Source organism: Telmatospirillum sp. J64-1 (genome assembly GCF_006980715.1).
In the GTDB taxonomy this organism is placed as follows: Bacteria; Pseudomonadota; Alphaproteobacteria; order Rhodospirillales; family Magnetospirillaceae; genus Oleiliquidispirillum; species Oleiliquidispirillum nitrogeniifigens.
Window position 1 is genome coordinate 76,696 of the sequence record NZ_SBHN01000015.1, and the last position, 26,527, is coordinate 103,222.

Sequence of the window (26,527 nt, forward strand, 5' to 3'; positions counted from 1 at the left end):
TTGGTTTAAGCAAAGGAGAATGACCAATGAAGTTCGCCGATAACGTCGTCGTCTGGTTCGAGATTCCTGTGAGCGACATGACCCGTGCGGTCGCCTTCTACGAGACCGTCTTTGCCACAAAGCTCAAGCAGGAAACCTGCCAGAGCACGGATTTCCCCATGGCTGTCTTCGATGCCCCGGACCAGGCCGTTCACGGGGCTTTGATCGCCTATGACGGCTTTTCTCCGTCTGACCAGGGCAGCCTTGTCTATCTCAATGCGGGAGAAGATCTGTCGCTGCCCTTAAGCCGGGTGGAACAGGCCGGCGGCAAGGTCACTGTGCAGAAAACGCTGATCAGTCCCGAGATCGGTTACATGGCGCTGTTCATCGATAGCGAGGGCAACCGGGTCGGGTTACATTCCCTCAAGTGACCGAAGAAGGGGAACTCCATGCGTCGCGCCGACCGCCTGTTCGAAATCGTCCAGGTCCTGAGACGGCGGCGTATCGTCAAGGCCTCGCAACTGGCCGAGAGCCTGGAGGTGTCGGAGCGGACCATCTATCGCGATATCCGCGACCTTCAGGCGAATGGAGTGCCCATCGATGGCGAAGCCGGTGTGGGATATATGCTGCGTCCCGGCTTCGACATTCCCCCCATCATGTTCAGCAGGGACGAAATCGAGGCTTTGGTGGTCGGCGCCCGCATGGTGCAGGCCTGGGGCGGTGCCACGCTGGCCCTGGCCGCGACAAAGGCGCTGGAGCGGGTCGAGGCGGTGCTTCCCGAGCAGCGGCGGCCGGAACTGGAGGCGGCCCGCCTGTTCGTGCCCGATTACGGGATAGCGCCGGACCTGGCCGAGCGGATCGACAAGCTGCGTCAGGCTGTGAACCTCCGCCAGGTGATCGCCTTCGATTATGAACGCGCGGACGGCACGCCTTCCCATCGCCATGCCCGTCCTTTGGGAATGCATTATTGGGGGCGGGTTTGGACTCTGGCGGCCTGGTGCGAATTCCGTGCCTCCTACCGGACCTTCCGGGTCGACCGGATCGGGGTTTTGCATTGCCTTGATCGGTATTTCCTGGAGACCCCCGAATGCAGCCTGAGCGGCTATCTGGTCCACGCGGCCTGTAACGAAGAGAGGGGACGGGCTGCGGATTAGTCGGCCTTTCTTTTCATGCGTGCGGGAACCGCCTGTGGGCCTGGGTGTTTCGTGGCGAAAGACCCAGCGCCATCAGGAGCCGCCCATGACGGAAAAGCCCGGGATCGAGAAGGACCAGGATGAGCGAGGGGAGCCCCTGCGGGTTTCCTTCCTGTCGCGCCGCCGTTTCCTGCAGGGTGCGGGCGGCGGGCTGCTTGCCGCGACCTCCCTTTCCACCATGGCCGCCGCTCAGGAACGCCTGCCGGTCGATGCCATCGGCCGGCCCGATCCGCAGATGACGACGGAGCCGCCGATCGAGCCGGAGCGGCGGGTCGGCTATGCCGTCGTCGGATTGGGGCAATATGCGCTGAACCAGATCATTCCCTCCTTCGCGGAAAGCCGGTCCTCGCGGCTGGTGGCCCTGGTCAGCGGCAACCGGGAAAAGGCGGAGCGGACGGCGGACCTCTACGGGGTCAGCCACGACGCCATCTATGATTACGACAGCTATGACCGGATCGCCGAGAATGACGAGATCGAGGCGGTCTATGTCATCCTGCCCCCGGCGCTGCATGCGGAATATTCCATCCGGGCTGCGCGGGCGGGCAAGCATGTGTTGTGCGAAAAGCCGATGGCGATGAATGCCGAGGAATGCGCAGCGATGATCCAGGCCGCTTCCGAGGCCGGGCGCAAGCTGATGATCGGCTACCGCGAGCATTACGAGCCCCATAACCTGGAAGCCATCCGCCGTATCCGCGAGGGAGAGCTGGGCACCGTGCGGGTGATCCAGACCGATACCAGCCGCCCCATCAATCCGGATGTGCCGGCGGACCAGTGGCGGGTGCAGCGCGATCTGGCGGGCGGCGGCTCGCTGTTCGACATCGGCATCTATGGCGTCAACGGCGCCCGCTACCTATCCGGCGAAGAACCGGTGGAGATTAGGGCGATGACGCATACGCCGGAGGGCGATGCGCGCTTCGGCGATGTCGAGGACGTGGTGAGCTGGCAGATGCGCTTCCCCAGCGGCATCACCGCTATGGGCTCTTCCGCCTTCAGCTATCAGGCCAACCGCTTCTCCGTCGAAGGCACCGAGGCCAGCCTGCAGATGCAGCCGGCGACGGATTACTACGAACATAATCTGTCGATCCGCACCCAGGACAGCGTGGAGGAGGTACAGATCGACGAGGCCAATCAGTTCGCCCGCCAGATGGATCACTTCTCCGAAGCCATCCTGAACGACAGCGAAATCCGCAGCCCTGGCGAGGAGGGGATGCAGGATGTGCGCCTGATGCTGGCGATTTACGAGGCCGCCCGTACCGGGCAGCCCGTCGCGGTGGATTGGGAATACGGACGGCCCGGCTGACCCGGAAGGGCAGGGTCTTTCCGTTCGGTGAATTGACGCTTTCGGGCGGCCTGCCCACCTCAGCCGCAAGAGGCAATACGTTGGGAGGATAGCAAATGGCGGAAACAGGCGCCCAGAAGGCTGCGGTGCTGCTGGCCAGCGGTTTCGACGAAGCCGAGGTCAAGGCCCTGCGCGAGCGCTTTGAACATGCGGGAATCGAGACCGTGGTGGTTTCAACGAAGAAGGAAGAGGCACGCGGCTGGCGCAATACGGAATGGGGCGACAGCCTGCGGGTGGATGAATCGGTGCTCGAGGCCGATGCCAGGAATTACGACGCCGTGGTCATTCCCGGCGGCCTGATCTCGGCCGATACCTTGCGGTCGGATTCCTATGCCGTGGATTTCGTCAGAGAAGCGGTGCGCAGCGGCATTCCCGTCGCGGCCATCGGCCATGCCAGCTGGCTGCTGGTCGAGGCCGATGCGGTCAAGGGGCGGCCCGTGACCTCCATCGCGGGCATCCGTCAGGACCTGGTGAATGCCGGGGGCAGCTGGAAGGACGATGTGGTGGCCGAAGGCGGCCTGTTCCTGGGCCGTCACCGCGACGATCTGCCTCGCGTCGCCGCCGCCGTGATCCATTCGGTCAAACGCGCCCATTGAAAACGGGGCAGCCGCTCAAGACAGGAAGAGGAGAGAGGACGATGACAGGACGTTTTAGCGGGCGGGGCATGATGGCCTTCGCGGGCGGTACGATGGCCGCCCTTCTGGCCAGCCGGATCCTGCCGCCGATCATGGCGCAGGCGGCGGGGTCGGCGCGCAGCTCCATGGGGCGGGACCCCTTCGAGGGGCTGATCCAGGACCACCGCCATTTCCTCGACCTCCTGGGCCAGATGGAGGAAGCGGAGGATTCGGGTGCCTTCCAGCGCACGCAATTGCTGCTCCGGCTGAAACATGCCCTGGCCTCCCATGCCATGGCCGAGGAGGACGTGGTCTATCCGCTGCTCCATGACGAGGCCCATTCCGAGGACAGCGCCAGACAGCTTTACGCCGAGCATGGCGAGATCAAGCGCCATCTTTACGCCATGGAACGGCTGGTCTCGAAGGACCCGGCCGCCTGGGTCGACCATGCCCATGCCTTGCGGCTGCTGATCCAGGACCATGCCCGGCACGAGGAAGAGGTGGATTTCCCCCGCCTGCGCCAGATGCTGAGCGAGGAGGAACTCAACCGCATGGCCGGGCATATCCAGCGCGAGAAGGCGCTGCTGCTGTAATCGTTCCTCAGCCCTGCGCGGCCGCCCATTGCGCCAGGGTGGCGCGCAGGCTCGACGTCTCGTAACGGCTTGACGGAGAGGGCGGCGTTTCTCCGCTCTTCAATGCCGCCAGCACCTTTCCCTTGTAGGCGTTGAGTTCCGCCAGGCCGTGACGCTCCAGCAGGACCTGGAAGCGGGCATGGCGGCCGGGATGGAAGGGCTGCGGGTGCCCCATCAGGTCCTTGGCGGGATGCGCGGGGAAGAGATGGGCGGCGGGGCACCAGCCTTCCGGGATCGGTGCCGTCGCCGCATGGGTCTGCCCGCTTTGCAGCAGTTTCGGCAGGATATGCGTATGCGGCCCTTGCGGGCTTTCCCCGTCCGGCGGCGGAATCGGCTGGAAGACCTCGGCGCGGGCGAAGCGGGTGAGGAAGACACGATGGGGGGCGGCGGCCAGGATGGCGTCCTGGAGAGGATTTCCCTCGGTAAAAAGGGGCTGTCCAACCCCTTTGCGCAAGGACGCGATAAGATCGGGATTGCCGGTGCGGATGCAGGCATCGACCTGCGGCTGGCCGAGACCGAGGTCGAAGAGGATATCCCGGCGGTCCTGCGGGCGCAGCGCCGCCTCGTCGGGACCAAGCTCGGTCAGCACCCGGCGTTCCGACATGGAGCAGTCCGCCCGGGGCAGGCAGAGGGCGATGGCCTGGCTCCAGCTGCCGCTTCCGGTGGTGGCATGCTCATAGGCGACCAGCCGCAGGCCCGGCCAGGCGGAGAGGCGTAGGCCGCCCCTGTCCGTGACTGCCGAGACCGTCTCTTCGTCCTCTGCGATTTCCACGGCTTCCGTCGCATCGCGCATGAATTCGGCGATGGCGCCGAAGGAGCCGACGCTCCAGGCCGCGTCGGAGTCGCGCAGATGCTCCTTCAAAAGCTGGAAGCTTTCCGCATGTTCCGTCATGAATTCCCCTCCTGCGGGTCTTGTTTGTTCCTTGCGGCCACTCTTTCCCAAGGCAGCACGTATTCTTCCGTTCCCGTCCGCCCGCGCAGCAGGCGCACCCCATAGGCGGCCTCGGTCCGCGCGTCGCTCAGCACCTCGCGGGGGCTGGCATCGGCGACGATCCGGCCCCGGTCCAGCAGGACCAGGCGGTCGCAGAAGCGATGCGCCAGGGTCAGGTCGTGCAGCACCACCACGATGCCTTTTCCGCCATCGGCCTGTGCGCGCAGCAATTCCATGACGCGAAGCTGGTGATAGGGGTCGAGGGCCGTCACCGGCTCGTCTGCCAGCAGGATCGCGGCCTCCACCGCCAGGGCGCGGGCCAGCAGGACGCGCATCCGCTCGCCGCCCGACAGGGTGGAGACGATGCGGTCGCGCAATTCCGTCACCTCCGCCGCCGCCAGGGCGTTCTCCACCGCCCGCAGGTCGTCGGTGCCGGGCGGGCCGAAACGGCGGTGGGGCAGCCGCCCCAGCGCAACCAGATGTTCCACCCGCAGGGCCCAATTGACCTCGCCGCCTTGCGCCAGGAAGGCCAGCTTGCGGGCGAGGTCGCGGCCTGTCAGCCTGTTCCCGTCATGGGTGACCGTTCCGCCCTCCGGCGGGCGCAGCCCGGCCAGGATGCGCAGGAGGGTGGACTTGCCCGCACCGTTCGGGCCGATCAGCCCGACCATCTCGCCGGTTCCGAATGCGAGGTCCACGCCGTCGAGGATCAGGCGTCGCCCGGCGCGGCAGGTGATGTTCCTGGCTTCGATCCGCATCATGCCTCCCGCCGCAGGCGCCAGATCAGGCTGAACAGGAAGGGTGCGCCGATCATCGCCGTCACCACGCCCAGCTTCAGTTCCGGGCGGACCGGCAGCAGCCGCGTCAGGCTGTCGGCCCCCAGCACCAGCAAGGCCCCGCCGAATCCCGAGACGAGCAGCAGGCGCCCCGCCCGGTGACCGACCAGCGGGCGCAGGAGATGGGGCACGATCAGGCCGACGAAGCCGATGGCGCCGGTCACCGCCACGGCGCTGCCGACGGCAAGGGCCGCGCCCAGCACCAATTGGGCGCGCAGGCGCATCAGGTTGAAACCCAGGCTGGTCGCCGTGTCCTCGCCCAGCGTCAGGGCGTCGAGGGCGGGCGCGGCGGCAAGCATCAGCCCCCAGCCCGCCAGCATCAGCGGCAGGACGAGCCAGACATGGTCCAGGCTGCGGTCGGCCAGCGATCCCATCAGCCAGAAGACGATTTCCGTGGCGGCATAGGGATTGGGGGAAAGGTTGAGGGCCAGCGAGGTCATGGCCCCGGCAAAGGAATTGATGGCGACGCCCGCCAGGATCAGGGTGGTCATGCTTGCTCCCCGTCCCGCCAGGGCGAAAAGCAGGATCGTGGCGATCAGGGCACCGGCGATGCCGCCCAGCGGCAAGGCCAGCGAGAAGGCCCCGGCAAGGCCCGAATAGAACATTGCGACCGCCCCCAGCGCCGCCATGCCGGAAATGCCGATGACGCCGGGCTCGGCCAAAGGATTGCGCAGAAGCCCCTGCATCGCCGCCCCGGTCAGGCCGAGGGAGAAGCCGACCAGCATCCCCAGCACGGCGCGGGGCAGGCGGATTTCCGTCAGGACCAGGGCCTCGATGCTTTCCCGGCCCGCCAGGGCGTCGCGCAGGGCCTGGCCGAGATCGAGCGGCGCATAGCCCAAGGCAACGGACAATCCGCAGGCGAGGACGGCAAGAACGGCGAGGGCGGCATTCAAGCCCGCCGCAGGCATCGCAAGACGCGCTTTCATGGGTTCCTCCGCCTGGCCCGAACCCGTTCGGCGGCTTCGGCGAGTTGTTTCACGGTCTCGACCAGCATCGGCCCCGGACAGGTCCAGAGCCGCGAGGGCAAGGCCAGGATCTCGATCCGCTCTCCCAGCCGCTGCAGGGCGGGATGATGCAGCACTTCCATCGCCAGCGCCGGATGGTCGCGCGCATCCGCATCGATGATCAGAAGATCCGCCTGTTCCAGGATCACCGTTTCGAGGGGGATCTGGCCATACAGGAACAAGCCGTTCTCGCCCGCCGCATTCGTCAGCCCGGCCTTGACCAGCAGGGAATCCACCAGCGAGCCGGGACCGACGGTGAAGCCATTGGGCCGCAGCACGAAGGCACGCGGCCGCCATTCCGCGGGCGGCGGTGCGAGGGCGGCGAAGGAATCTTCCATCGCGGCGACCATCTCCTCCCCCCGTTCCTCGTGACCCAGCGCCGTGGCGACGGAAAGGATCTGTGCGTAGACCTCTTCCAGGGTCTGGGGCACGCCCAGTTCCATGACCGGCATGCCCGTCCGCCGCAGGAAGGCGACCGTGGTGCGGGTGGTGTATTGCCCGGCCAGGATCAGGTCCGGCCTGTACAGCAGGACTTCCTCGGCTAGGCCATGATTGATGCCGACCTGCGCGGCCTCTTCCCAGACTGTCGAGGCGGCGGGGTCGCGGGCCAGCCATGTCACCGCCGCCACATGCTGCCGGTCCGCCAGCCTGAGCACCAGTTCATCGGCGCACAGATTGATCGAGACGATCCGCCGTGCCTGCGCCGCGTCCGCATTTCCGGCACGGAGGCAGGCCGAGGCGGCCAGGAGGGTCAGAAGGGCAAGGAGGAAGGGCCGCATGCCGGATCAGAAGGCCAGGTTGATGCCGACATAACCGGCCCGCCCCGGCGTGCCGTAGCTGAAGACTTCCTGGTAATGTTCGTCGAACAAATTCTCGACACGGGCATGGATCTCCGCATTGCCGCTGATCGCATAGGAGCCGGCGAGGTTGACCAGGGTATAGGCATCCAGTTCCACCACCCGGCGGTTCCACAGGGCATCGAAGGCCCAATCCTTCTGCTTGCCGTTATAGACGATGCCCAGGTTAAGTTTGGCGCGGTCTTCGAGGAAGCGGTAGTCGAGGTTCAGGCTGGCGATATGGGACGGACGGCGCACCAGTTCCGCGCCCGTGGCGTCCTCGCCCGAGCTATAGGTATAGGCGCCGCGCGCTGTAAGGTTTTCGAGCAGCCGCAAGGTCAGCCCCAATTCCGTCCCCCAGATCTTGGACCGGCCCGGCAGGTTGGCGGAGGTCTGTCCCGTTCCCTGGATCAGGTCCTCGATTGTCTGGTTGAAATAGGTGGCGTCCAGGACCGCCCGGTCATTCCAGAAAGCCTGATCGATACCGGCATCCCAGCCCGTGCCTTTTTCCGGCTTGAGGTCGGGATTGCCGCGATAGGTGTTGGTATAGCCGAACAATTCGAACAGGGTCGGATTCTTGACCCCGGTGCCGTAGGAGGCGCGCAGCTTGGTGCCCGTCTGTGGGATCGCATAGGCGCCGGTCAGGCGGAAGGTATCGGCATCCTTGAAGATTTCGTTCCGGTCGTGACGCAGGCTTCCCGTCAGGGTCAGCCGGTCGAGCAGGGTCACCTGATATTGGCCGATGAAGCCGGTGGTATCGATGCTGCGGTCGAAGGACGACCACTGGCTTTCCGACACCGCGCGGTTGTCTTCGTGCTGCACGGCGAAGGTCGCCACATGGGCGGCATCCAGGAAAGACAGCGTCTCGAAATAGACGTTGCTTTGATAGTCGATGCGATAGGTCTTGCCTTCATAGCTGCTCGTGACCGCGCCCGCCTCGCGGTAGTCGCGCTGATGGCGGACATGGGAGAGGCCCAGGATATGCTCCCAGCGGTCTTCCAGCAGGCTCAGGCGGCCCTGGATGCGTCCGTAGATCTGGTCGCCCTTGATGTCCTGGTCCGCGTCGATCGCTCCCACTCCGCCGATCTCGGTGTCGCTATCGCTGTGGAAATCGACATAGCGTCCGACCAGGGACAGCTCGAAAATGTCGCTGGGGCGCAGGTTGAGCGTGGCGAAGCCCGTGCCGTTACGGTAGCCGTCCCGTTCGGGATTGCCCCTTTTCTCGTCGGCCACCGAAACGCCGTGGGTCCGCAAGCCCGCCGCCCCGGCGATGAAGTCGTAGCGTTCCCCGCCGCCGCTGACCGAAGCCCTGCCGGCAAGGGTATCGAAGGAGCCGCCTTCCAGGCTGAGGCGCAGTGTCGGCCTGCCCTGGCCCCGCCTGGTGACGATATTGATCACGCCGCCGATGGCGTCCGATCCGTAAAGGGCGCTTTGCGGCCCGCGCAGCACCTCGACGCGCTCGACCTCGGCGGCCAGCAGATGAGCGAAGTCGAATTCCGATCCGGCGGAGGGATCGTTGACGCGGATGCCGTCGATCAGCACCAGCGTGTGATTGCCTTCCGCGCCCCGGATGCGGACCTGGGTCAACTGGCCGAGCGGCCCGGTGCGGTTGACCGCGAGGCCCGGCACCTCGCGCAGGACATCGGAAACGAGTCGGGTCTGGCGCTTTTCCAGCTCCTCGCCCGTCAGGGTCGTGACCGCGCTGCCGACGGCCTCCCAAGGGGTGGGCACCAGATTGGCGGTGACGGAAACGGGGGGAAGCGCATGGACCTGCGGGGAGGAGGGCTCCTGTGCCCGCGCCTCGGCCAGAGCCAGCGTGAGAGTGCAGAGGGCGAAGGAGGAAAGACGGCCGTAACGGCCGGAAAGGATCGACATCATCAAGACCTCGGGCGGCTTGCCTGTGGCACGTCACCGCGAACGAAGTCTTGCCGCAGCCTTTGACGAAAACGACGTCAGGCGACGGTTCGGCTACCACCAGGACACCCCGCCCGGCGTGCTCGCGTGTGACCACGAGTGACGGCAGGTCTCCTGGCTTGCGGGTCGTCATCTTCTTCGTCGCCTTCCCGAACCCCGAGAGTCCAGTGGCCTGTTGACGAAGGATTCGCCGCTTACAGTTGCGGGGGCAGCCGCGGCTTGAGGCAAGAACTTGCCGGTACCGCGTTCCCTTTTGATCCCCGAGGGGAACCGTCGGGGCAAGCTTATAGGCAAGGGACGGCGGATTGACCAGGACTTTTTCTTTGCTCCCTGTGGTTGAGGGGGCGATTTTTCTTTTCCGGGGGCTGCCGCCTTCTTTTCGCCGGGGACCTTGTGTCCGTTCCGTCCGCCTCCATATAGAGGCTATTCCGACATCCCCTCATCGACCACGACCGGCTCTGGGTCCCAAGGCCGATCGTCTGCTCGCCCCGGTCCTGCGGCTGACCCGGCGGGCGGGCGGCGCCTGTGCAGAGCATTGATGTCGGATCAGGAGGCCGCGCGATGGCGCGGCAGATAACATACGCATGACATTGAAGACCCCTCACGACGTCCCGGCGGCCATGACCGGTCGGGCGATCATCCTGCTTCCCGTCCAGAAGGGCGTGGCCCATCTGCGCAGCGCCGAGGCCAGCCTGGACGAGGCGAAGGGACTGGCGCAGGCCATCGGGCTGGACGTGGTTCATGCCCTGACGGTGCCGATGACCAAGCCCCGTCCGGCGACCCTGGTCGGCAGCGGCACGGTCGAGCATCTGGCGGCGCTGGTGGCCCGGGCCGGGGAAGAGGGCCATCCTATCGACCTCGTGGTGGTGGACCATGCCCTGACGCCGATCCAGCAGCGCAACCTGGAACGTGCCCTGAAGGCCAAGGTCATCGACCGGACCGGCCTGATCCTCGAAATCTTCGGCGCGCGGGCCCGGACGCGGGAAGGCCAGTTGCAGGTGGAACTGGCGGCCTTGAGCTATCAGCGTTCGCGGCTGGTGCGGTCCTGGACCCACTTGGAGCGGCAGCGCGGCGGCTTCGGCTTCCTGGGTGGTCCGGGGGAAAGCCAGATCGAGCTGGACCGCCGTCTGATCGGCGGGCGCATCGACAAGCTGAAGCGCGAACTGGAACAGGTGCGGCGGACCCGCAGCCTTCACCGCAAGGCCCGCTCGAAGGTGCCTTACCCGGTGGTGGCGCTGGTCGGCTATACCAATGCCGGCAAGTCCACCTTGTTCAACCGCCTCGCCGGGGCCGACGTCTTCGCCCGCGACCTGCTGTTCGCCACGCTGGACCCGACCATGCGGGCCATCGACCTGCCCGCCGGGAACAAGGTCATCCTGTCGGACACGGTGGGATTCATCTCGAACCTGCCCACGCATCTGGTGGCGGCTTTCCGCGCCACGCTGGAAGAAGTGCGCATGGCCGATGTGATCCTGCATGTGCGGGACATTTCCCATCCCGACAGCGCGGCGCAGAAGGCCGATGTCGAGGCCATCCTGCGCGAGCTGGAGATCGATCCCGAGGCCGATCCGCGCGTGATCGAGGTGCTCAACAAGACCGACCTGCTGGAGCGGGACGAGCAGGAGGAATTGCAGGCCAGGAGCGGGCGCCATCCGGCCGCCGTCGCCGTTTCCGCCCTGACCGGGGAAGGCATCGGCGCTTTGTTGGCCCTGGTGGACCAGCGCACCGGCGCGGCCCGGGAAGTGGTGGAGCTGGATGTCGATCTGTCGGACGGCGCGGCCATGTCCTGGCTTTACAGCAAGGGCGAGGTGCTGGAGCGCCGGGACGAGGAGAACTGGGCCCATCTGCTGGTATCCATTTCGCCCGCCGACCTGGCCCGGCTGCCGCAACGGAGCCGCTGACGCAAAGCTGCGGCCTTTGACCCGAGGGAGAAGGGAGGATGGAAACATCCTCCCTTTTTCTTTGCGGTACGGGTCAGGGAGAGGGGTGACAAAAAGAAGACCGTAAAAATATTGTGGTTAAAAATACGGGAAAACACCATGTGGACGAAGTTTTACTGCATATTGTATTGTATCCTTAGAGGTGAAGGATATGATGACAGTTCTTAATTGCATAGTTTATGAGCACAATATCTGGCTTGTAGTTGTTGCTGCTCTGGTGTGCGTAATAGGTTCTTGGGCTATTATGCGCCTGTTCTATCGTGCTGCTAGCACTACAGGAATCCAGAAGCTCGGCTGGCAATTTCTGACGGCTGTCGCGGCCGGAGCCTCGATCTGGTGCACGCATTTCATCGCAATGCTTGCCTATGACCCCGGTGTTCCTGTGGGTCTCGATCCTGTACTGACCATTGTTTCCCTCTTGATTGCAGTGGTTGGTGCCGCGCTGGGGTTCGCCATCGCCGCGTCCAAATGGTCGCGGGCCGCGCCGGTCATCGGCGGCGGCGTTGTCGGGCTGGCGGTCGCTGCCATGCATTACAGCGGGATGATCGCCTATCGCGTGCAGGGGCTCGTGTCCTGGGACATGAACTACCTGATCGCCTCGATTCTTCTCTCCGTCGGCCTCACCGCCCTGGCGTTGCATTTCGCCATGCGCCGGGTTTCCCCCGCCGACAAGGTCATTGCCGCCGGGGTGCTGGTTCTGGCCATCGTCACGCTGCACTTCACCGGGATGACCGCCTTCAAGGTCACCCCCATGCTGATCGAGGGGTCCTTCTCGAATCCGGCGGCCTTCAGGGCCTTGGCGCTGGCCATCGCCTGCGTGGCCCTGCTGATCGTGGGGGCGGGCTTCGTCAGTTATCTCATCGACGACAGCGTGCGTTCGGAATCGATCAAGCGCCTGCATCACATGGCCCTGAACGACAGCCTGACCGGCCTGCCCAACCGGGTGAACTTCGCCGAGCATCTGGAAGCCGAGATCAAGATTGCCGACGAAACGGGCGGCAAGGTCGCCCTGATCGGGATCGACCTGGACCGTTTCAAGGAAGTGAACGACCTGCACGGGCATCATGCGGGCGACGAGGTCCTCAAGATTCTCGCCGAGCGGATGCGCAACCTGCTTCAGGAAGGTGAATTCGTCGCCCGGCTGGGCGGCGACGAATTCGCCGCCGTCTACCGGATGCACGAGCAGGAAGGGCTGATCGACTTCATCACGCGCCTGGAAACCGCGCTGTTCCGGCCGATCCGGCTGGAGGAATATGAATTCATCGCCGGTGCCAGCCTGGGCATCGCCCTCTATCCCACCGACGCGACGGATGCGGAGAAGCTGATCAACAACGCCGACCTCGCCATGTACCGGGCGAAGGCCGACATCACCACCTCGGCCTGCTTCTACGAACCCACCATGGACGAGACGATCCGGGCGCGCCGGAAAATGGTCAGCGAATTGCGGGAAGCCCTCAACAACGACCAGCTCGACGTCTATTACCAAGTGCAGAAGGATGTCGCTTCGGGCGAGATCTGCGGTTATGAGGCACTGCTGCGCTGGAAGCATCCCGAGAGGGGCTTCGTTTCCCCTGCCGAGTTCATTCCCTTGGCCGAGGAGAACGGCCTGATCCTGCAGATCGGGGAATGGGTGCTGCGGAAGGTCTGTGCCGAGGCTGCGAGCTGGGACCCGCCCTACAAGGTGTCGGTGAACCTGTCGCCCGTGCAGTTCGTCCATTCCGACCTGCCCAAGCTGATCAAGGATGTGCTCGACGAAACGGGCATGGCGCCCGAGCGGCTGGAACTGGAACTGACGGAATCCACCATCATCAACGACAAGGTGCGCTCGCTGCACATTCTGCGGCAGATCAAGGCGCTGGGCGTCACCATTGCCCTGGACGATTTCGGCACCGGCTATTCCTCGCTGGATACGCTGCGCAGCTTCCCCTTCGACAAGATCAAGCTCGACCGTTCCTTCATGCAGGAAATCGAGACCAGTCCGCAGGCCAAGGCGATCATCCGCGCGGTGCTGGCCCTGGGCAAGAGCCTGAGCGTTCCGGTTCTGGCGGAAGGGATCGAGACGGAAGGGCAGTTGTCCATCCTGTCCACGGAAGGATGCGACGAAGGCCAGGGATACCTGCTCGGCCGCCCGGCGCCGCTCGAGGTCATCATTCAGGAAGCGCAGATCCGGAGGAGTGTGTTCACGGTCAAGCCGGAAGAAAGCGAGAGCATGGCTTGACCTGCGCATGACCTCTAGAGCTTCGCTGGCGGGGCAGGGGGAAGCAGCCGCCGCGCAAGCTAGGGCGCAGGCCACCGGAAACGAGGGGAGCAGCGCAGTGAAGAAGACGGGGAAGAGAACGAGGGGGCATTGCATCTCGGTCTTGCTCTTCTGATGCGTTGCATTCCGGCGAAGAAGCTGGGATAGTTCCGCCCATGACCAGCATGGCTCGACAGCACAGCTATTATGCGCTGCCCAAATAGGGCGGCGTGGATGGTCATTGGCTGACACATCACTTCCGCCGACAGGTCGGCGGCATGTGTTTCAGCAAACGGTCTCCGGCCTTCGGCCCCTTTGGAGACTCGAGACATGGCGACGATGAACGCCGAACCTTCCTTCACCCCCCGTTCCGATTTCCTGCGCATCCTGTCCGAGCGCGGCTTCCTGCACCAATGTACCCATTGGGAGGCGCTGGACGACGCCTTGGGCCAAGGTCCCGTCACCGCCTATATCGGCTTCGACGCCACCGCCGACAGCCTGCATGTGGGGCATCTGCTGTCAATCATGGCCCTGCGCTGGCTGCAGAAGACCGGTCACCGGCCGATCGTGCTGATGGGTGGCGGCACGACGCGGATCGGCGACCCTAGTTTCCGCGATTCCACGCGGCCGCTTCTCGATGACGCGCAGATCGCGGCGAATATCGCGGGCATCCGCCGGGTCTTCGACCGTTTCCTCCGTTTCGGCGAGGGGCCGCGCGACGCGGTGATGGTCAACAATGCCGATTGGCTGGACGGGCTGGGCTACATTCCCTTCCTGCGCGATTTCGGCCGGCATTTCTCGGTCAACCGCATGCTGACCTTCGATTCGGTGCGCCAGCGCCTGGACCGCGAGCAGCCGCTGACCTTCCTCGAATTCAACTACATGCTGCTGCAGGCCTACGACTTCGTGGAACTGAGCCGCCGCTTCGGCTGCCGCTTGCAGATGGGCGGTTCCGACCAATGGGGCAATATCGTCAACGGCGTGGAACTGGGGCGGCGCGTGGACGAGCGCGACCTGTTCGGCCTGACCACTTCGCTGCTCACCACCGCCTCGGGGGCGAAGATGGGCAAGACGGCGGGCGGGGCGGTCTGGCTCAACCGCGAGCGTCTGGCGGCCTATGATTTCTGGCAGTTCTGGCGCAATACCGAGGACGCCGATGTGGGACGCTTCCTGCGGCTCTTCACCGAATTGCCGCTGGACGAGATCGCCCGGCTGGAAGCCTTGGGCGGCAGCGAGATCAACGAGGCGAAGAAGCTGCTCGCGACCGAGGTGACGACCCTCGTCCACGGGCCGGACGCCGCGCAGGAAGCCGCCGAGACGGCGCGCCGCACCTTCGAGGAAGGAAGCGGCGGGGAAGCCCTGCCCAGGCTCCTTCTTCCCAAGGACCGGCTTGCCGAAGGCACGAAGCTGGTCGATCTGCTGGTGGCGAGCGGGCTGGCAGCCTCGAAGGGCGAGGCGCGGCGTCTGATCGCCGGGGGCGGTGCCCGCGTGAACGGTGCAGTCGTCTCGGAAGACGAGGCGACGCTCTCGCTTCAGGATCTGGGAGAGGACGGCGTCATCAAGCTTTCGGCCGGACGCAAGCGGCACGCTTTGGTTTGCGTGCAGGAGGATTGAGAAGGACCATCAAGAACAGGAGATAGGGCCCGTATTCGTGCTTCGAGACGCCCCTGCGGGACTCCTCGCCCTGAGGAGGCCGCGGAGCGGCCGTCCCGAAGGGCGAGGCGGGCCAGGGAGGTGGCGCTTCCGGGTCTTTACGCCACCTCGCATTCTCCCGAGACCAGCAAGCTGCCACTCTCCGCATCCACTTCACGCAGGCGCACGGAATAGCCCCAGAGGGTGCGGATATGGCGCAGGGTCTTGTGCATGGTGGCCTCGTCCAGGCGCTGGCCGTCGCGGACGCGGTGTTCCAGGATCAGCTTGCGGTCCCCGGCCAGGTTCACATCCACCACCTCGATCTCCGGATCGATGCGGGCGATTTCGTATTCGGCGGCCAGGGCTGTGCGGATGTCGCGATATCCCTGGTCGTCATGGATCGCCGCGACCTCGAAATAGGGATAGCCCTGGTCGTCGTTCAGCCGGATCATGCGGAAGTCGCGGATCACCTTGGGGCTGAGGAATTGCAGGATGAAGCTTTCATCCCGGTAATCGGCCCAGATTTCGCGCAAGGTGCCCATCGGGTCCTGATTGCCGGCGATTTCCGGGAACCAGGCGTAATCCTCCTCCGTCGGCTCGCGGCAGATGCGCTGGATGTCGCTCATCATGGCGAAGCCCAGGGCGTAGGGATTGATGCCGCCATAGCGCTTGTCCGAGAATTCCGGCTGGAACACCACCGATGTGTGGGAATGCAGGAATTCCATGAAGGAGCCGTCATCGATCTGGCCGCGTTCGTGCAGGCGGTTCATGATCTCGTAATGCACGAAGGTGGCGCAGCCTTCGTTCATCACCTTGGTCTGGCGCTGGGGATAGAAATATTGCGCCAGCACGCGGACGATACGCAGGATTTCCCGCTCCCAGCCGCGTAGGACCGGGGAATTCTTCTCCAGGAAATAGAGCAGGTTTTCCTCGGGCAGCTCGATGCGCTGGCGGCCTTCTTCCAGCAGCCGCTGGTAATCGGCATTGCCCAGTTCGGCGCTGGGGTCGACGCCGGGCACCGTGGTCCAGAGCGGATTCCAGGTGGTTTCGGCATAGCGCCGCCGCTCGCGCTCGCGCTCCAGTTCCTCGGCGAGGCTGCGGCGCGGGCGGCGGCTGTAGCGGTTGATACCCTGCATCTGCAGGGCATGGGCGGCATCGAGTACCCGCTCGACCGCTTCCTCGCCCTCGCGTTCCTCGCAGCGGGCGACATAGTCGCGGGCGAAGGCGAGGTAGTCGAGAATCCCCTTGGCGTCGGTCCACTGCCGGAACAGGTGGTTGTTCTTGAAGAAGTGGTTGTGGCCGAAGGCGGCATGGGCCATGACCAGGGTCTGCATGGTCATGGAATTCTCTTCCATGATGTAGCAGATGCAGGGATCGGAATTGATCACGATCTCATAAGCCAAGCCCTGATAGCCCTTGCGGTAGAGGACCTCGTCGCGGGCGAAGCGTTTGCCGAAGGACCAGTGCCGGTACATGATCGGCAGGCCGATCGAGGCATAGGCGTCGAGCATCTGCTCGGAGGTGATGACTTCGATCTGGGTGGGATAGACATCGAGCCCCATTTCGTTGATGGCGATGTCCTCGATGGCGTCATGAACGCGCTTGATGGTGTCGAAATTCCACTCGCGGCCTTGGTAGAGCAATGCCATGCGGCTCTTCTCCTATTCCACGTTGTCGCGGGCGAAAAGTTCGTGGAAGACGCCGAAGATTTCGCTCGCGGCCGAGGCCCTGCGCATGGCCAGCGGCACGCCGGGTTGGACCAGTGTCTCGTAGGTCCGCCACAGATCGGTGACGCCCTGGCGCTCGTTCCAGGAATCGCCCGGCGGATCGTCCACTTCCAGATAGGCGAAATACTGGCAGGCCGGCAGCAGCTTCTGGGTCATGGCATGGATGACCCTATCGCGGTCGGAACTCATATTGTCGCCGTCCGAGGCCTGGGCGATGTAGATGTTCCAGGAATCCAGCGGATAGCGTTCGGTGATGATGTTGGCCGCCACGTCGAGCGCGCTGGATACCAGCGTGCCGCCGGTCTCGCGCGAGCGGAAGAAGGTTTCCTCGTCCACTTCCTGGGCTTCCTGGGTGTGGCGGATGAAGACGATCTCCAGCGATTCGTAGCGCCGTTCCAGAAACAGGTAGAGCAGCATGAAGAAGCGCTTGGCGAGGTCCTTCATATGCTCGTTCATCGAGCCTGAGACGTCCATCAGGCAGAACATCACGGCCTGGGCGATGGGGACCGGGCGGTGTTCGAAGCGGCGGTAGCGGACATCCACCGGATCGATCCAGGGCACGGCGCGCAGGCGGCGTTTCAGCCCTTCGATCTGCGCCGTCAGCTCCGCCACCTTGGTGTCGAGCCCTGCTTTCTCGGCTTCCGCCAGCTTGGCTTCCAGCTCTTCCAGGTCCTTGGCGGCGGGGCGGCCCAGGGCGATGCGCCGGGCCATGCCGTTGCGCATGGTGCGGACCACGTCCAGGGATTGCGGCCCGCCCGAGACGGTGAAGCCCGCCCGCGCAGGGACGGTCGAGGAAGCGCCCTTCAGGCGCCGCTTGACCATGTTGGGCAGTTCCAGGTCCTCGAAGAAGATGTCGAGGAATTCCTCGCGCGTCAGGGTGAAGGTGAATTCGTCCTCGCCTTCGCCGCTGTCCGAGGCCTCGCGCCCGCTGCCGTCCCCGCCGGGCGGGCGGGGAATGCGGTCCCCTTTGATGAATTTCTGGTTGCCCGGCAGGACGAAGTCGCGCGACCCGCCGCTCTTGCGGAAGCTGGGTTCGGAAATGCCGTCCACGGGCACCGAGACGGATTCGCCTGCATCCACCTCGGAGACCCGGCGACCGGAAATGGATTCCGCGACGGCTCTGTGGAGCTGGGCCTTGAGCCGACGCATCAGGCGCTGCCGGTTGGGCAGGCTCTTGCCTTTGGGATTGAGTCGGCGGTCAATGATATTCATGACAATCCTTCTCAGCGCGTGGGACGAATATGCGTCACCCTGCCTTGTTCACGCGCATGTACCATTCCACCAATCGGCGGACCTGCCGCTCGGTATAGCCGCGCGACACCATGCGTTCGACGAAGTCGTGGTGCTTCTTCTCGGTTTCACTGTCTTGCTTGGAGCCGAAGCTGATGACCGGCAGCAGGTCTTCGACCTGGCTGAACATGCGCTTCTCGATGACGTTCCTGATCTTCTCATAGGCGGTCCAGGACGGCGTCTGGCCGCCATGGGACGCCCGTGAGCGCAGGACGAACTTGACCACTTCATTGCGGAAGTCCCGCGGATTGGCGATGCCGGCAGGCTTCTCGATCTTGGACAGTTCCTGGTCGAGCAGCGTTCGATCCATCAGCTGGCCGGTATCGGGGTCCTTGAAATCCTGATCCTCGATCCAGGCATCGGCATAGGAGATGTAACGCTCGAACAGATTCTGTCCATAGTCGCTATAGGATTCCAGGTACGCTTTCTGGATTTCATTGCCAATGAATTCCGCATAGCGCGGAGCCAGCATGCCTTTGATGAATTCGAACAGGCGCTTTTCCATCGCCTCGGGGAATTGCTCGCGGTGGATGGCCTGTTCCAGCACATACATCAGATGCACCGGGTCGGCGCCGATCTCCTGGCTGTCGTAATTGAAGGTCTGCGACAGCACCTTGAAGGCGAAGCGGGTCGAGATGCCGTCCATGCCTTCGTCCACGCCGGCGGCGTCTCGGTATTCCTGGATGCTGCGGGCCTTGGGGTCGGTTTCCTTGAGCTTCTCGCCGTCATAGGCGCGCATCTTGCTCATCAGGCTGGAATTCTCATGCTCCTTCAGGCGCGAGAGCACGGCGAACTGGGCCAGCATCTCCAGCGTGCCGGGCGCGCAGGGGGCCTCGGCCAGGTCGCTGCTGCGCAGGAGCTTCTGGTAGATCTTGGTTTCCTCGGAGACACGCAGGCAATAGGGGACCTTGATGACGCAGATGCGGTCGATGAAGGCCTCGTTGTTCTTGTTGTTCTTGAAGCTGTGCCATTCGGATTCGTTGGAGTGGGCCAGGATGATGCCCTGGAAGGGCATGGCGCCGATATTCTCGGTGCCGACGTAATTGCCTTCCTGGGTCGCCGTCAGCAGCGGGTGGAGCATCTTGATCGGCGCCTTGAACATCTCGACGAATTCGAGGATGCCCTGGTTGGCGCGGTTCAGGCCCCCCGAGAAGCTGTAGGCGTCGGTGTCGTTCTGGCTGTAGGTCTCGAGCTTGCGGATATCGACCTTGCCGACCAGGCTGGAGATGTCCTGGTTGTTCTCGTCGCCCGGCTCGGTCTTGGCGACCGCAATCTGGCGCAGCCGCGAGGGCATAAGGCGAACGACCTTGAATTTCGAGATGTCGCCTCCGAATTCATCCAGGCGTTTAATGGCCCAGGGCGAGGCGATCGACGTCAGGCGCCGTCGCGGAATCCCATAGGATTCCTCCAATTCCGCTCCCATCGTTTCCGGATCGAAAAGGCCCAGCGGGCTTTCGAAGATGGGGCTGATTTCATCCCCGGCCTTGAGGACATAGATCGGATGGCTTTCCATCAATGCCTTCAGACGCTCGGCCAGAGAGGATTTGCCGCCGCCGACCGGTCCCAGCAGATAAAGAATTTGCTTGCGTTCCTCCAGCCCTTGGGCGGCATGGCGGAAGAAGCCGACGATGCGCTCGATGGTTTCTTCCATGCCGTAGAATTCGGCAAAGGCGGGATAGATCTTGATGGTGCGGTTGAGGAAGATGCGCGACAGCCGCGGGTCTTGGGCCGTGTCGATGATCTCGGGTTCGCCGATGGCGGCCAGCATGCGCTCGTGGGCGCTGGCATAGGCCATGGGATCGTCCCGGCAGAGTTCCAGATAAGCCTTGAGGGACATCTCGACGTCCCGGCGGGACTCGTGACGGGCTGCGAACTTTTGGAAAAGGTCAGCGCTCATGCAGGTCTCCAGACAAGACAAGGCGGCCCAGCTTCCCCGTCGGCAGCCACGGGCGGACATGGTTGGGCCTGGTAAAGATACTCTGCCCCCAACGTAGAAATACGCTCACTCGGTGGGCGCCTCCTTCGATGTCCTGGTGGCTGCCAGCCCCCGTGCCGGGAAAGTGCCCCGGCGAACAGGGCTGGCGACCGTTTCCCAAACCATCATAACAGCAGAAGTCGCGCCTTAGATAGAAAATGGCACCCGCAGGCAGAGCTTCAATGTGACGGCTGGAGTATCGGTATCGCTTTCGCCCATCTGCCTACTTCTTATGCGCAATAAGAGGGATGAGGGCTGGATGCCCGCCTGTTTCCGGCGAAGCGCAAGGGATTGCGGCTGCCCGAGGCCGGCTGGGGCAGGGTGGATGATGGCTGATCACTCTAAAATAATGCGCCTTGCGCCCGGATGCGAGTTTTGTCTGCACCAGGGGAAAGTCTTTGTCTTGAGCGTTGAATATGAACGGTTTCTTTGCGGCGGGGAAATGAACGGGAAAGGGAGCTGGCTTTGCCGTTGACGGAGAGAAAGATCATTCTGGCGCGTAGGTTTTCCCCGCTCCGCCCGTTGAAAGACCATCATGATGCTGTTGCTGACCCATACCGCCATCCGTTTTGCTGGTTTTCGCCCAGGCTCTCCACTGGTCCTGCGCGGTTGCCGGCGTGAGCCTGACGGTGCTGGTCGTGGCGGCCCTGCCGCTGGGATTGCCGGTGGTGCAGCCCCCCTCTCTCTGCTCATGCGGCATCATGGCTGCGGCTTGGGTCGTTGCCGCCGTGACGGATGTGGCCGCCGGTCACGTCCTGGTGAGTTTGCTGCTGCTGGCTGTGGGATGGAACGTCATGACGGTCTCGGGCACGGCGCCGCGGGTCATCCTGCTGGCCCTGGTGAGGCCGACTGGTCTTACTCCTCCGGTTTGCAACTGAAGGAGTATTAATTTTTATGACAGCTATTTCCATAGCTGGAACTGCTCTTCATTCGTATTATTCTTTGTGCTCAAGGTCATCAATGCGCGCAGAGGGTCCAATGTACGCTTGTCCGCTCTCCTGGAGGAAAAACGCATGAGCCTCGTGCGCCAGATGATTATTGTTGTGATCCTGGCCTTGGGGGTAGGGGGCGCGTGGTGGTTCTGGAGTTCGGGCGGGCAGGAATCCTCGGGAAGCGCGCCGCTCGCCCAGATTCCGGCCGTGCCGGTCGAAGTGGTCGAGGCGCGGCTTGATACCGTCGATGAAGTGATCGAGGCCGTCGGCACGACGCGGGCCCGGCAGTCGGTGGATGTGGTGGCCCTGGTTTCGGGGCGGATTTCCGACATCCTGTTCGAGGCCGGACAGCGGGTCGAGAAAGGGCAGGAACTGGTGCGGCTGGACAGTCGCATCGAGGAAGCCAATCTGGCCGAGGCCCGTGCCTTGATGGAAGATGCCCGCACCCAGCTGGAGCGGGCACGTCAATTGCTTGCCAACCGCACCGTCCCCCAGGCCCGCGTGGACGAGCTTCAAGCCGCCTACAACGCCGCCCAGGCGCGTCTGACCGCCGCCGAAAGACGGCTGGAGGAACGGGTGATTGTGGCGCCCTTCAGCGGCGTCGTCGGCCTGCGCGAGGTGGATGAGGGCAGCCGCATCACGGAAAATACCGTGCTGACGCGGCTGGACGACCTGTCGCTGGTGGAACTGGAATTCCAGGTCCCGGAAATCTTCTTCGGCCGCTTGCAGCGCGGCCAGCGGGTGGAAGCGATCAGCGCCGGCATGCGGGATCACCGCTTCGTCGGCACCATCGTCGCCATCGATACCCGCATCGACGCCGTTTCCCGCGCCTTCCGGGTGCGGGCGGAATTCCCCAATCCCGACAACGCCCTGCCGGCGGGCCTGTTCATGGCCGCGCAGATCACCCTGGACTCCCGGGCCGGTGCGGTGGTCATCCCGGAACAGGCCGTCGTGGCCGAAGGGCGGTCGACCTATGTCTACCGCGTGCGCGAGGGCGTGGCCGAACGGGTGGACGTGCAGCTCGGCCTGCGCCGGGTCGGCGAGGTCGAAGTGGTGGCGGGCCTGACTGCCGGGGACATGGTGGTGACGGCGGGCCTGCAACGGCTGCGCTCGGGGATGCCGGTGAATATCGTGTCCGAGCACCGCCCACAGATAACCGGTGAAGTCGGTGAACAGGAGCGTGCGGGATGATGATCTCCGATATCACGATCAAGCGTCCCGTCTTCGCCACGGTGCTGAGTGCGCTGATCGTCGTCATCGGTCTGTTCGCCCTGCTCAATCTGCCGGTGCGCGAGCTGCCCAGCGTGGATTCGGCGGTGGTGACGGTCACCACCACCTATTCCGGCGCCGCCCCGGAAATCGTCGATACCGAGATCGTCGAGGTCATCGAGGGCGCGGTCAGCGGCATCGACGGCATCCGTTCCATCACCTCGACCAGCCGCCTGGGCAGCGGCAGCACGGTCATCGAGTTCGAGGTGTCGCGCAATATCGACGAGGCCACCAACGACGTGCGCGATGCCGTTGGCCGCGTCGCCAACCGCTTGCCCGACGACGCCGATACGCCCCGCGTGGTCAAGACCGACAGCGACGCCCAGCCGGTGATGCGCATTTCCATCACCAGCGACCGCCTCACGCCCGCCGAAATCTCGGATTATGCCAGCCGCTTCATCGTCGACCGGCTGTCGATCCTGGACGGCGTGGCACAGGTGGAGATCTTCGGCGAACGCCGCTTCGCCATCCGTATCTGGCTTGACCGCCAAGCCCTGGCGGCGCGCAACCTGACGGTCGCCGATATCGAGGAGGCCCTGCGCCGCAACAATCTGGAACTGCCCGCCGGCCAGATCGAATCGACGACGCGCCAGTTCACCGTGCGCACCGATACCCGTCTGTCCTCGGTCGAGCAGTTCCGCAATATCGTGGTCACCCAGATCAACGGCTATCCGGTGCGGCTGGGTGACCTGGCGGAAGTGGAATTGGGGGTCGAGGACGACCGTTCGGCGGTGCGGGCCAATGGCCGCGCGGCGGTGGGGCTGGGCGTGCTGCGCCAGGCCCAGGCCAATACCATCGCCGTTTCGGAAAATGTGCGTGCGCAGTTGGAACTGCTGCGTCCGTCCCTGCCCGAGGGCATGGAAATCACCGTCAGCTCCGACGATGCCACCTTCATCACCCAGTCGATCCGCGAAGTGGTGGTGTCGCTGGGCATCTCGGTGGTGCTGGTGGTGCTGGTGATCCTGTTCTTCCTGCATTCGGTGCGAGCGACCATAGTGCCGGCGATCACCATTCCGGTGGCCGTGATCGGCACCTTCGCCTTCATGTATGCCTTCGGCTTTTCCATCAACGTGCTGACGCTGCTGGCCCTGCTGCTGGCCATCGGCCTGGTGGTCGACGACGCCATCGTGGTGCTGGAGAACATCCAGCGCCGGGTCGAAAGCGGCGAGAAGCCGCTGGCCGCCGCCTTCCTGGGCACGCGGCAGGTGACCTTCGCGGTCATCGCCACCTCCCTGACGCTGATCGCCGTCTTCGTGCCCATCTCGGCCCTGCAGGGCAATGTCGGGCGCCTGTTCGCGGAATTCGGCTTGGTCATGGCCTCGGCGGTGGCGATTTCCACCTTCGTCGCGCTCACGCTCTGCGCCATGCTGTGCTCGCGGCTGCTGCGCGAGAAGGAACATCCTGGGCCGATCGGCCGGGCCCTGGAACGCGGCTTCGACATGATGGCCGAAGGCTATCGCCGCACGCTGAGCATGGCCCTGCGCATGCCGCTGGTGGTGCTGGCGGCGGCCTTCGCGCTGTCGGCCACCTCAGTCCTGATCTTCAACCTTCTGCCCAAGGAACTGACGCCTTCGGAAGACCGCGGCGTCTTCCTGATTCCCATCACCGCCCCGCAAGGCGCCACGACCGCCTATACCAATGAACAGGCCTTGCGCATCGAGGAGGTTCTGAAGCCCTTGCGCGAGAACGGCGAGGCCGACCGCATCTTCTCCATCGTCGGCTTCCGCAATCAGCCGAACCGGGGATTCATCGTCGTCGGTTTGGTGGATTGGGAAAACCGCACGCGCAGCCAGCAGGAAATCGTCAGCAGCGTCATTCCTGGCGTCAGCCAGGTTTCGGGCGTCCGCGCCTTCCCGGTCAATCCGGCGGGCCTCGGCCAGCGCGGCAGCAGCCAGCCCCTGCGCGTCGTGATCGGGGGGCCCGATTACGAGAGCGTGCAGGAATGGGCCGAGCGCATCCTCGCCCGCGCCGAGACCAATCCCGGCCTGCAGAATGTCGAGATCGACTTCGAGCCCACCCGTCCCCAGTTCAATGTCGTCATCGACCGCCAGCGGGCCGATGACCTGGGCGTGGGGATCGAGCAGATCGGCCGTACCTTGCAGACCATGCTGGCCTCGCGCGAGGTGACCGATTACATCGATCGGGGCCGGGTCTATCCCGTCCTCTTGCAGGCCCGCGATGCCGACCGGCGCACGCCTTCCGACCTGACCAATATCTTCGTGCGGACCGACAACGGTGAGCTGGTGCCGCTGACCGCCCTGGTCAGCCTGGACGAACTGGCCGCGGCGCCCGAGCTGCGCCGCTACGATCGCCTGCCTTCGGTCACCATCACCGCCGCGCTGGTCGACGGCTACGACCTGGGCTCGGCCATCACCTATATGGAGGAACTGGCCGCCGAGGTCCTGCCGCCCGAGGGGCGCCTGGATTTCGCCGGGCAGAGCCGTGAATATCTGGAGACGTCTGGCGGTCTGGCGCTGATTTTCGGTCTGGCCCTGCTGATCGTCTTCCTGGTCCTGGCCGCCCAGTTCGAAAGCTTCATCCATCCGCTGATCATCATGCTGTCGGTGCCGCTGGCCATCGCCGGAGCCCTGGCGGCGCTGTATTTCACCGGAACCTCGCTCAATATCTACAGTCAGATCGGCATGGTGCTGCTGATCGGGCTGATGGCGAAGAACGGCATCCTGATCGTCGAATTCGCCAACCAGCTGCGCAGCGAGGGCATGGATGTGCGGACCGCCATCACCGAAGGCTCGGCCCTGCGCTTCCGCCCGATCCTTATGACCGTCCTGTCCACGGTCCTGGGGGCGGTACCGCTGATCATGGCCACGGGCGCCGGGGCGGAAAGCCGCGTGGCCATCGGCGTCGTGGTCATCGGGGGCTTGAGCGTCGCCTCGCTCCTGACGCTGTTCGTCACGCCGGTCCTCTATGACCTGCTGGCCCGCTTCACCAAGTCGGTGGATGCGGTCGAGCGCGAACTCAACGGGCAATTGGCCGAGCGCCAGCCGAAGGCAGCGGAATAGGTTCAGCCTTTCCGCCGGAGCATTGACAGGGCGGCTGTCGGCAGGCGACAGTCGCCCGATTTTTTTTCCACACGCGCCGCGTCGTCCGGAGCCTCAGAGATGTCCATTCCGTTTATCGATCTTCCCGCCCAACGCCGCCGTCTTGGCGCCCGCATCGACCAGGCGATCGCCCGGGTGCTCGATCATGGTGCCTATATCCTGGGGCCGGAGGTGACGAAGCTCGAAGAGCAGCTGGCGGCCTTTGCCGAGACCCGCTTCGCCGTGACCTGCGCCAACGGCACCGATGCCCTGCAACTGGTGCTGATGGCCGAAGGAATCGGGCCGGGCGATGCGGTCTTCGTTCCCGCCTTCACCTTCGTCGCCACCGGCGAGGTGGTGCCGCTGGTCGGTGCCACGCCGGTCTTCGTGGACGTCCTGCCCGACACGTTCAACATGGACCCGGCCAGCCTGGAGGCCGCCATCGGCGAGGCGGAGCGCCAGGGGCTGAAGCCGCGCATGGTGATCCCGGTGGACCTGTTCGGCCAGCCCGCCGACTACCCCGCCATCCAGAAGGTGGCCGACCGTCATGGCCTGACGGTGCTGGCCGATTCCGCCCAGGGCTTCGGCGGACGCCTGAACGGCAAGTCCGCCGCCAGCCTGGCGAAATACACCTCGACCAGCTTCTTCCCGGCCAAGCCGCTGGGCTGCTATGGCGATGGCGGGGCGATCTTCACCGATGACGAAGCCGTCGTCGAATTGCTGAAGTCGATCCGCATGCACGGCCAGGGGCGCGACCGCTACGAGAATGTGCGGATCGGCCTGAATTCCCGCCTCGACACCATCCAGGCGGCGATCCTGCTCGAGAAGCTGGACATCTTCCCCGACGAGATCGAGGCCCGCGACCGCATCGCCCAACGCTACAACGATCTGCTGAAGGACGTGGCGGAGGTTCCGGTGGTGATGGAGGGCGCCCGATCGGTCTGGGCGCAATACACCATCCTGGTGGATGACCGCGCCAAGGTCGCTGAAGCCTGCAAGGCGAACGGCGTGCCCACCGCCATCTACTATCCGATCCCGTTGAACCAGCAGGGCGGCTACAACATGTTCCCGGTGGCCCCGGGCGGCGTGAAGGTGGCCGAAAGCCTGTCGCGCCGGGTGATCAGCCTGCCCATGCATCCCTATCTCGACGAGGCGACCCAGGACCGCATCGTCGCGGTGGTGCGCGGCGCGCTCTAAGGGATTTCGGAACAGG

20 protein-coding genes and 1 riboswitch are annotated in these 26,527 nt (G+C 64.5%); of the genes, 12 read left to right on the plus strand and 8 right to left on the minus strand.

Annotated features, from left to right (window positions below; all coding sequences use genetic code 11):
* Positions 1–26: 26 nt before the first annotated feature.
* The 5 genes from EPD66_RS14895 to EPD66_RS14915 all read left to right on the plus strand — a co-directional run bounded on the left by EPD66_RS14895 (position 27) and on the right by EPD66_RS14915 (position 3,718).
* The gene (locus EPD66_RS14895; RefSeq protein WP_142849309.1) at positions 27–410 is read left to right on the plus strand and encodes a VOC family protein; all 384 of its coding nucleotides are present in this window, start codon (positions 27–29) and stop codon (positions 408–410) included.
* A gap of 18 nt (positions 411–428) precedes the next feature.
* Positions 429–1,133, plus strand: a complete 705-nt coding sequence (locus EPD66_RS14900) for a YafY family protein (protein ID WP_142849310.1) — start codon at positions 429–431, stop codon at positions 1,131–1,133.
* A gap of 85 nt (positions 1,134–1,218) precedes the next feature.
* The gene (locus tag EPD66_RS14905; RefSeq protein WP_142849311.1) at positions 1,219–2,472 is read left to right on the plus strand and encodes a Gfo/Idh/MocA family protein; all 1,254 of its coding nucleotides are present in this window, start codon (positions 1,219–1,221) and stop codon (positions 2,470–2,472) included.
* 95 nt (positions 2,473–2,567) lie between these two features.
* Positions 2,568–3,107, plus strand: a complete 540-nt coding sequence (locus tag EPD66_RS14910) for a DJ-1/PfpI family protein (RefSeq protein WP_142849312.1) — start codon at positions 2,568–2,570, stop codon at positions 3,105–3,107.
* Positions 3,108–3,148: 41 nt separating this feature from the next.
* The gene (locus tag EPD66_RS14915) at positions 3,149–3,718 is read left to right on the plus strand and encodes a hemerythrin domain-containing protein (protein ID WP_142849313.1); all 570 of its coding nucleotides are present in this window, start codon (positions 3,149–3,151) and stop codon (positions 3,716–3,718) included.
* Positions 3,719–3,725: 7 nt separating this feature from the next.
* Here EPD66_RS14915 and EPD66_RS14920 read toward each other — a convergent pair whose 3' ends face one another.
* Genes EPD66_RS14920 through EPD66_RS14940 form a run of 5 tightly spaced genes read right to left on the minus strand, consistent with a single transcriptional unit; the run spans position 3,726 to position 9,239 of the window.
* Entirely contained in the window at positions 3,726–4,649 is a 924-nt protein-coding gene (locus tag EPD66_RS14920; protein ID WP_142849314.1) for a hypothetical protein, read from the minus strand.
* Positions 4,646–5,446: an ABC transporter ATP-binding protein gene (locus tag EPD66_RS14925; RefSeq protein WP_185961432.1), complete on the minus strand. Its 801-nt coding sequence runs from the start codon at positions 5,444–5,446 to the stop codon at positions 4,646–4,648. The genes EPD66_RS14920 and EPD66_RS14925 overlap by 4 nt, the downstream gene beginning before the upstream one ends.
* The gene (locus EPD66_RS14930; protein ID WP_142849315.1) at positions 5,443–6,447 is read right to left on the minus strand and encodes an iron ABC transporter permease; all 1,005 of its coding nucleotides are present in this window, start codon (positions 6,445–6,447) and stop codon (positions 5,443–5,445) included. The genes EPD66_RS14925 and EPD66_RS14930 overlap by 4 nt, the downstream gene beginning before the upstream one ends.
* Entirely contained in the window at positions 6,444–7,304 is an 861-nt protein-coding gene (locus tag EPD66_RS14935) for an ABC transporter substrate-binding protein (protein ID WP_142849316.1), read from the minus strand. The genes EPD66_RS14930 and EPD66_RS14935 overlap by 4 nt, the downstream gene beginning before the upstream one ends.
* A 6-nt stretch (positions 7,305–7,310) precedes the next feature.
* Complete coding sequence (locus EPD66_RS14940; protein WP_255448509.1) at positions 7,311–9,239, minus strand: TonB-dependent siderophore receptor; 1,929 nt, start codon at positions 9,237–9,239, stop codon at positions 7,311–7,313.
* Between the two features lie 122 nt (positions 9,240–9,361).
* Positions 9,362–9,565: riboswitch (cobalamin riboswitch) on the minus strand.
* A 294-nt stretch (positions 9,566–9,859) separates the two neighbouring features.
* On the opposite strand from EPD66_RS14940, the gene hflX reads away from it, so the two are divergent.
* From hflX to tyrS, 3 genes are all read left to right on the plus strand, one after another.
* On the plus strand, positions 9,860–11,176 hold the full coding sequence (gene hflX, locus EPD66_RS14945) for a GTPase HflX (protein ID WP_142849317.1): 1,317 nt from the start codon (positions 9,860–9,862) through the stop codon (positions 11,174–11,176).
* A 193-nt stretch (positions 11,177–11,369) separates the two neighbouring features.
* Positions 11,370–13,433 (plus strand): bifunctional diguanylate cyclase/phosphodiesterase, encoded by a 2,064-nt coding sequence (locus EPD66_RS14950; protein ID WP_255448514.1) that lies wholly within the window; start codon positions 11,370–11,372, stop codon positions 13,431–13,433.
* A 357-nt stretch (positions 13,434–13,790) separates the two neighbouring features.
* Complete coding sequence (gene tyrS / locus EPD66_RS14955) at positions 13,791–15,065, plus strand: tyrosine--tRNA ligase (protein WP_255448515.1); 1,275 nt, start codon at positions 13,791–13,793, stop codon at positions 15,063–15,065.
* Positions 15,066–15,202: 137 nt separating this feature from the next.
* Here the strand turns inward: tyrS and EPD66_RS14960 are convergent, their stop codons facing one another.
* From EPD66_RS14960 to EPD66_RS14970, 3 genes are read right to left on the minus strand one after another with little or no spacing between them, the layout of a single operon-like run.
* A complete protein-coding gene (locus EPD66_RS14960; RefSeq protein WP_142849320.1) occupies positions 15,203–16,732 on the minus strand; it encodes a SpoVR family protein in 1,530 nt (509 codons plus the stop codon).
* Between the two features lie 12 nt (positions 16,733–16,744).
* On the minus strand, positions 16,745–18,022 hold the full coding sequence (locus tag EPD66_RS14965) for a YeaH/YhbH family protein (protein WP_142849321.1): 1,278 nt from the start codon (positions 18,020–18,022) through the stop codon (positions 16,745–16,747).
* A gap of 34 nt (positions 18,023–18,056) precedes the next feature.
* Entirely contained in the window at positions 18,057–19,997 is a 1,941-nt protein-coding gene (locus EPD66_RS14970) for a PrkA family serine protein kinase (RefSeq protein WP_142849322.1), read from the minus strand.
* 695 nt (positions 19,998–20,692) lie between these two features.
* On the opposite strand from EPD66_RS14970, the gene EPD66_RS14975 reads away from it, so the two are divergent.
* The 4 genes from EPD66_RS14975 to EPD66_RS14990 all read left to right on the plus strand — a co-directional run bounded on the left by EPD66_RS14975 (position 20,693) and on the right by EPD66_RS14990 (position 26,511).
* A complete protein-coding gene (locus tag EPD66_RS14975; protein WP_142849323.1) occupies positions 20,693–20,953 on the plus strand; it encodes a hypothetical protein in 261 nt (86 codons plus the stop codon).
* A 135-nt stretch (positions 20,954–21,088) separates the two neighbouring features.
* Positions 21,089–22,198: an efflux RND transporter periplasmic adaptor subunit gene (locus EPD66_RS14980; protein ID WP_142849324.1), complete on the plus strand. Its 1,110-nt coding sequence runs from the start codon at positions 21,089–21,091 to the stop codon at positions 22,196–22,198.
* Positions 22,195–25,296 (plus strand): efflux RND transporter permease subunit, encoded by a 3,102-nt coding sequence (locus EPD66_RS14985; protein ID WP_142849325.1) that lies wholly within the window; start codon positions 22,195–22,197, stop codon positions 25,294–25,296. Before EPD66_RS14980 ends, EPD66_RS14985 begins: the two co-directional genes overlap by 4 nt.
* A gap of 99 nt (positions 25,297–25,395) precedes the next feature.
* Positions 25,396–26,511: a DegT/DnrJ/EryC1/StrS aminotransferase family protein gene (locus EPD66_RS14990; RefSeq protein WP_142849326.1), complete on the plus strand. Its 1,116-nt coding sequence runs from the start codon at positions 25,396–25,398 to the stop codon at positions 26,509–26,511.
* Positions 26,512–26,527: the final 16 nt, after the last annotated feature.

What these genes read in the sequence shown, in the direction of transcription:
- EPD66_RS14895 (WP_142849309.1), top strand. Translation starts at nt 27, where the DNA reads ATGAAGTTCGCCGATAACGTCGTCGTCTGGTTCGAGATTCCTGTGAGC.
- EPD66_RS14900 (WP_142849310.1), top strand. Translation starts at nt 429, where the DNA reads ATGCGTCGCGCCGACCGCCTGTTCGAAATCGTCCAGGTCCTGAGACGG.
- EPD66_RS14905 (WP_142849311.1), top strand. Translation starts at nt 1,219, where the DNA reads ATGACGGAAAAGCCCGGGATCGAGAAGGACCAGGATGAGCGAGGGGAG.
- EPD66_RS14910 (WP_142849312.1), top strand. Translation starts at nt 2,568, where the DNA reads ATGGCGGAAACAGGCGCCCAGAAGGCTGCGGTGCTGCTGGCCAGCGGT.
- EPD66_RS14915 (WP_142849313.1), top strand. Translation starts at nt 3,149, where the DNA reads ATGACAGGACGTTTTAGCGGGCGGGGCATGATGGCCTTCGCGGGCGGT.
- EPD66_RS14920 (WP_142849314.1), bottom strand. Translation starts at nt 4,649, where the DNA reads ATGACGGAACATGCGGAAAGCTTCCAGCTTTTGAAGGAGCATCTGCGC.
- EPD66_RS14925 (WP_185961432.1), bottom strand. Translation starts at nt 5,446, where the DNA reads ATGATGCGGATCGAAGCCAGGAACATCACCTGCCGCGCCGGGCGACGC.
- EPD66_RS14930 (WP_142849315.1), bottom strand. Translation starts at nt 6,447, where the DNA reads ATGAAAGCGCGTCTTGCGATGCCTGCGGCGGGCTTGAATGCCGCCCTC.
- EPD66_RS14935 (WP_142849316.1), bottom strand. Translation starts at nt 7,304, where the DNA reads ATGCGGCCCTTCCTCCTTGCCCTTCTGACCCTCCTGGCCGCCTCGGCC.
- EPD66_RS14940 (WP_255448509.1), bottom strand. Translation starts at nt 9,239, where the DNA reads ATGATGTCGATCCTTTCCGGCCGTTACGGCCGTCTTTCCTCCTTCGCC.
- hflX (WP_142849317.1), top strand. Translation starts at nt 9,860, where the DNA reads ATGACATTGAAGACCCCTCACGACGTCCCGGCGGCCATGACCGGTCGG.
- EPD66_RS14950 (WP_255448514.1), top strand. Translation starts at nt 11,370, where the DNA reads ATGACAGTTCTTAATTGCATAGTTTATGAGCACAATATCTGGCTTGTA.
- tyrS (WP_255448515.1), top strand. Translation starts at nt 13,791, where the DNA reads ATGAACGCCGAACCTTCCTTCACCCCCCGTTCCGATTTCCTGCGCATC.
- EPD66_RS14960 (WP_142849320.1), bottom strand. Translation starts at nt 16,732, where the DNA reads ATGGCATTGCTCTACCAAGGCCGCGAGTGGAATTTCGACACCATCAAG.
- EPD66_RS14965 (WP_142849321.1), bottom strand. Translation starts at nt 18,022, where the DNA reads ATGAATATCATTGACCGCCGACTCAATCCCAAAGGCAAGAGCCTGCCC.
- EPD66_RS14970 (WP_142849322.1), bottom strand. Translation starts at nt 19,997, where the DNA reads ATGAGCGCTGACCTTTTCCAAAAGTTCGCAGCCCGTCACGAGTCCCGC.
- EPD66_RS14980 (WP_142849324.1), top strand. Translation starts at nt 21,089, where the DNA reads ATGAGCCTCGTGCGCCAGATGATTATTGTTGTGATCCTGGCCTTGGGG.
- EPD66_RS14985 (WP_142849325.1), top strand. Translation starts at nt 22,195, where the DNA reads ATGATGATCTCCGATATCACGATCAAGCGTCCCGTCTTCGCCACGGTG.
- EPD66_RS14990 (WP_142849326.1), top strand. Translation starts at nt 25,396, where the DNA reads ATGTCCATTCCGTTTATCGATCTTCCCGCCCAACGCCGCCGTCTTGGC.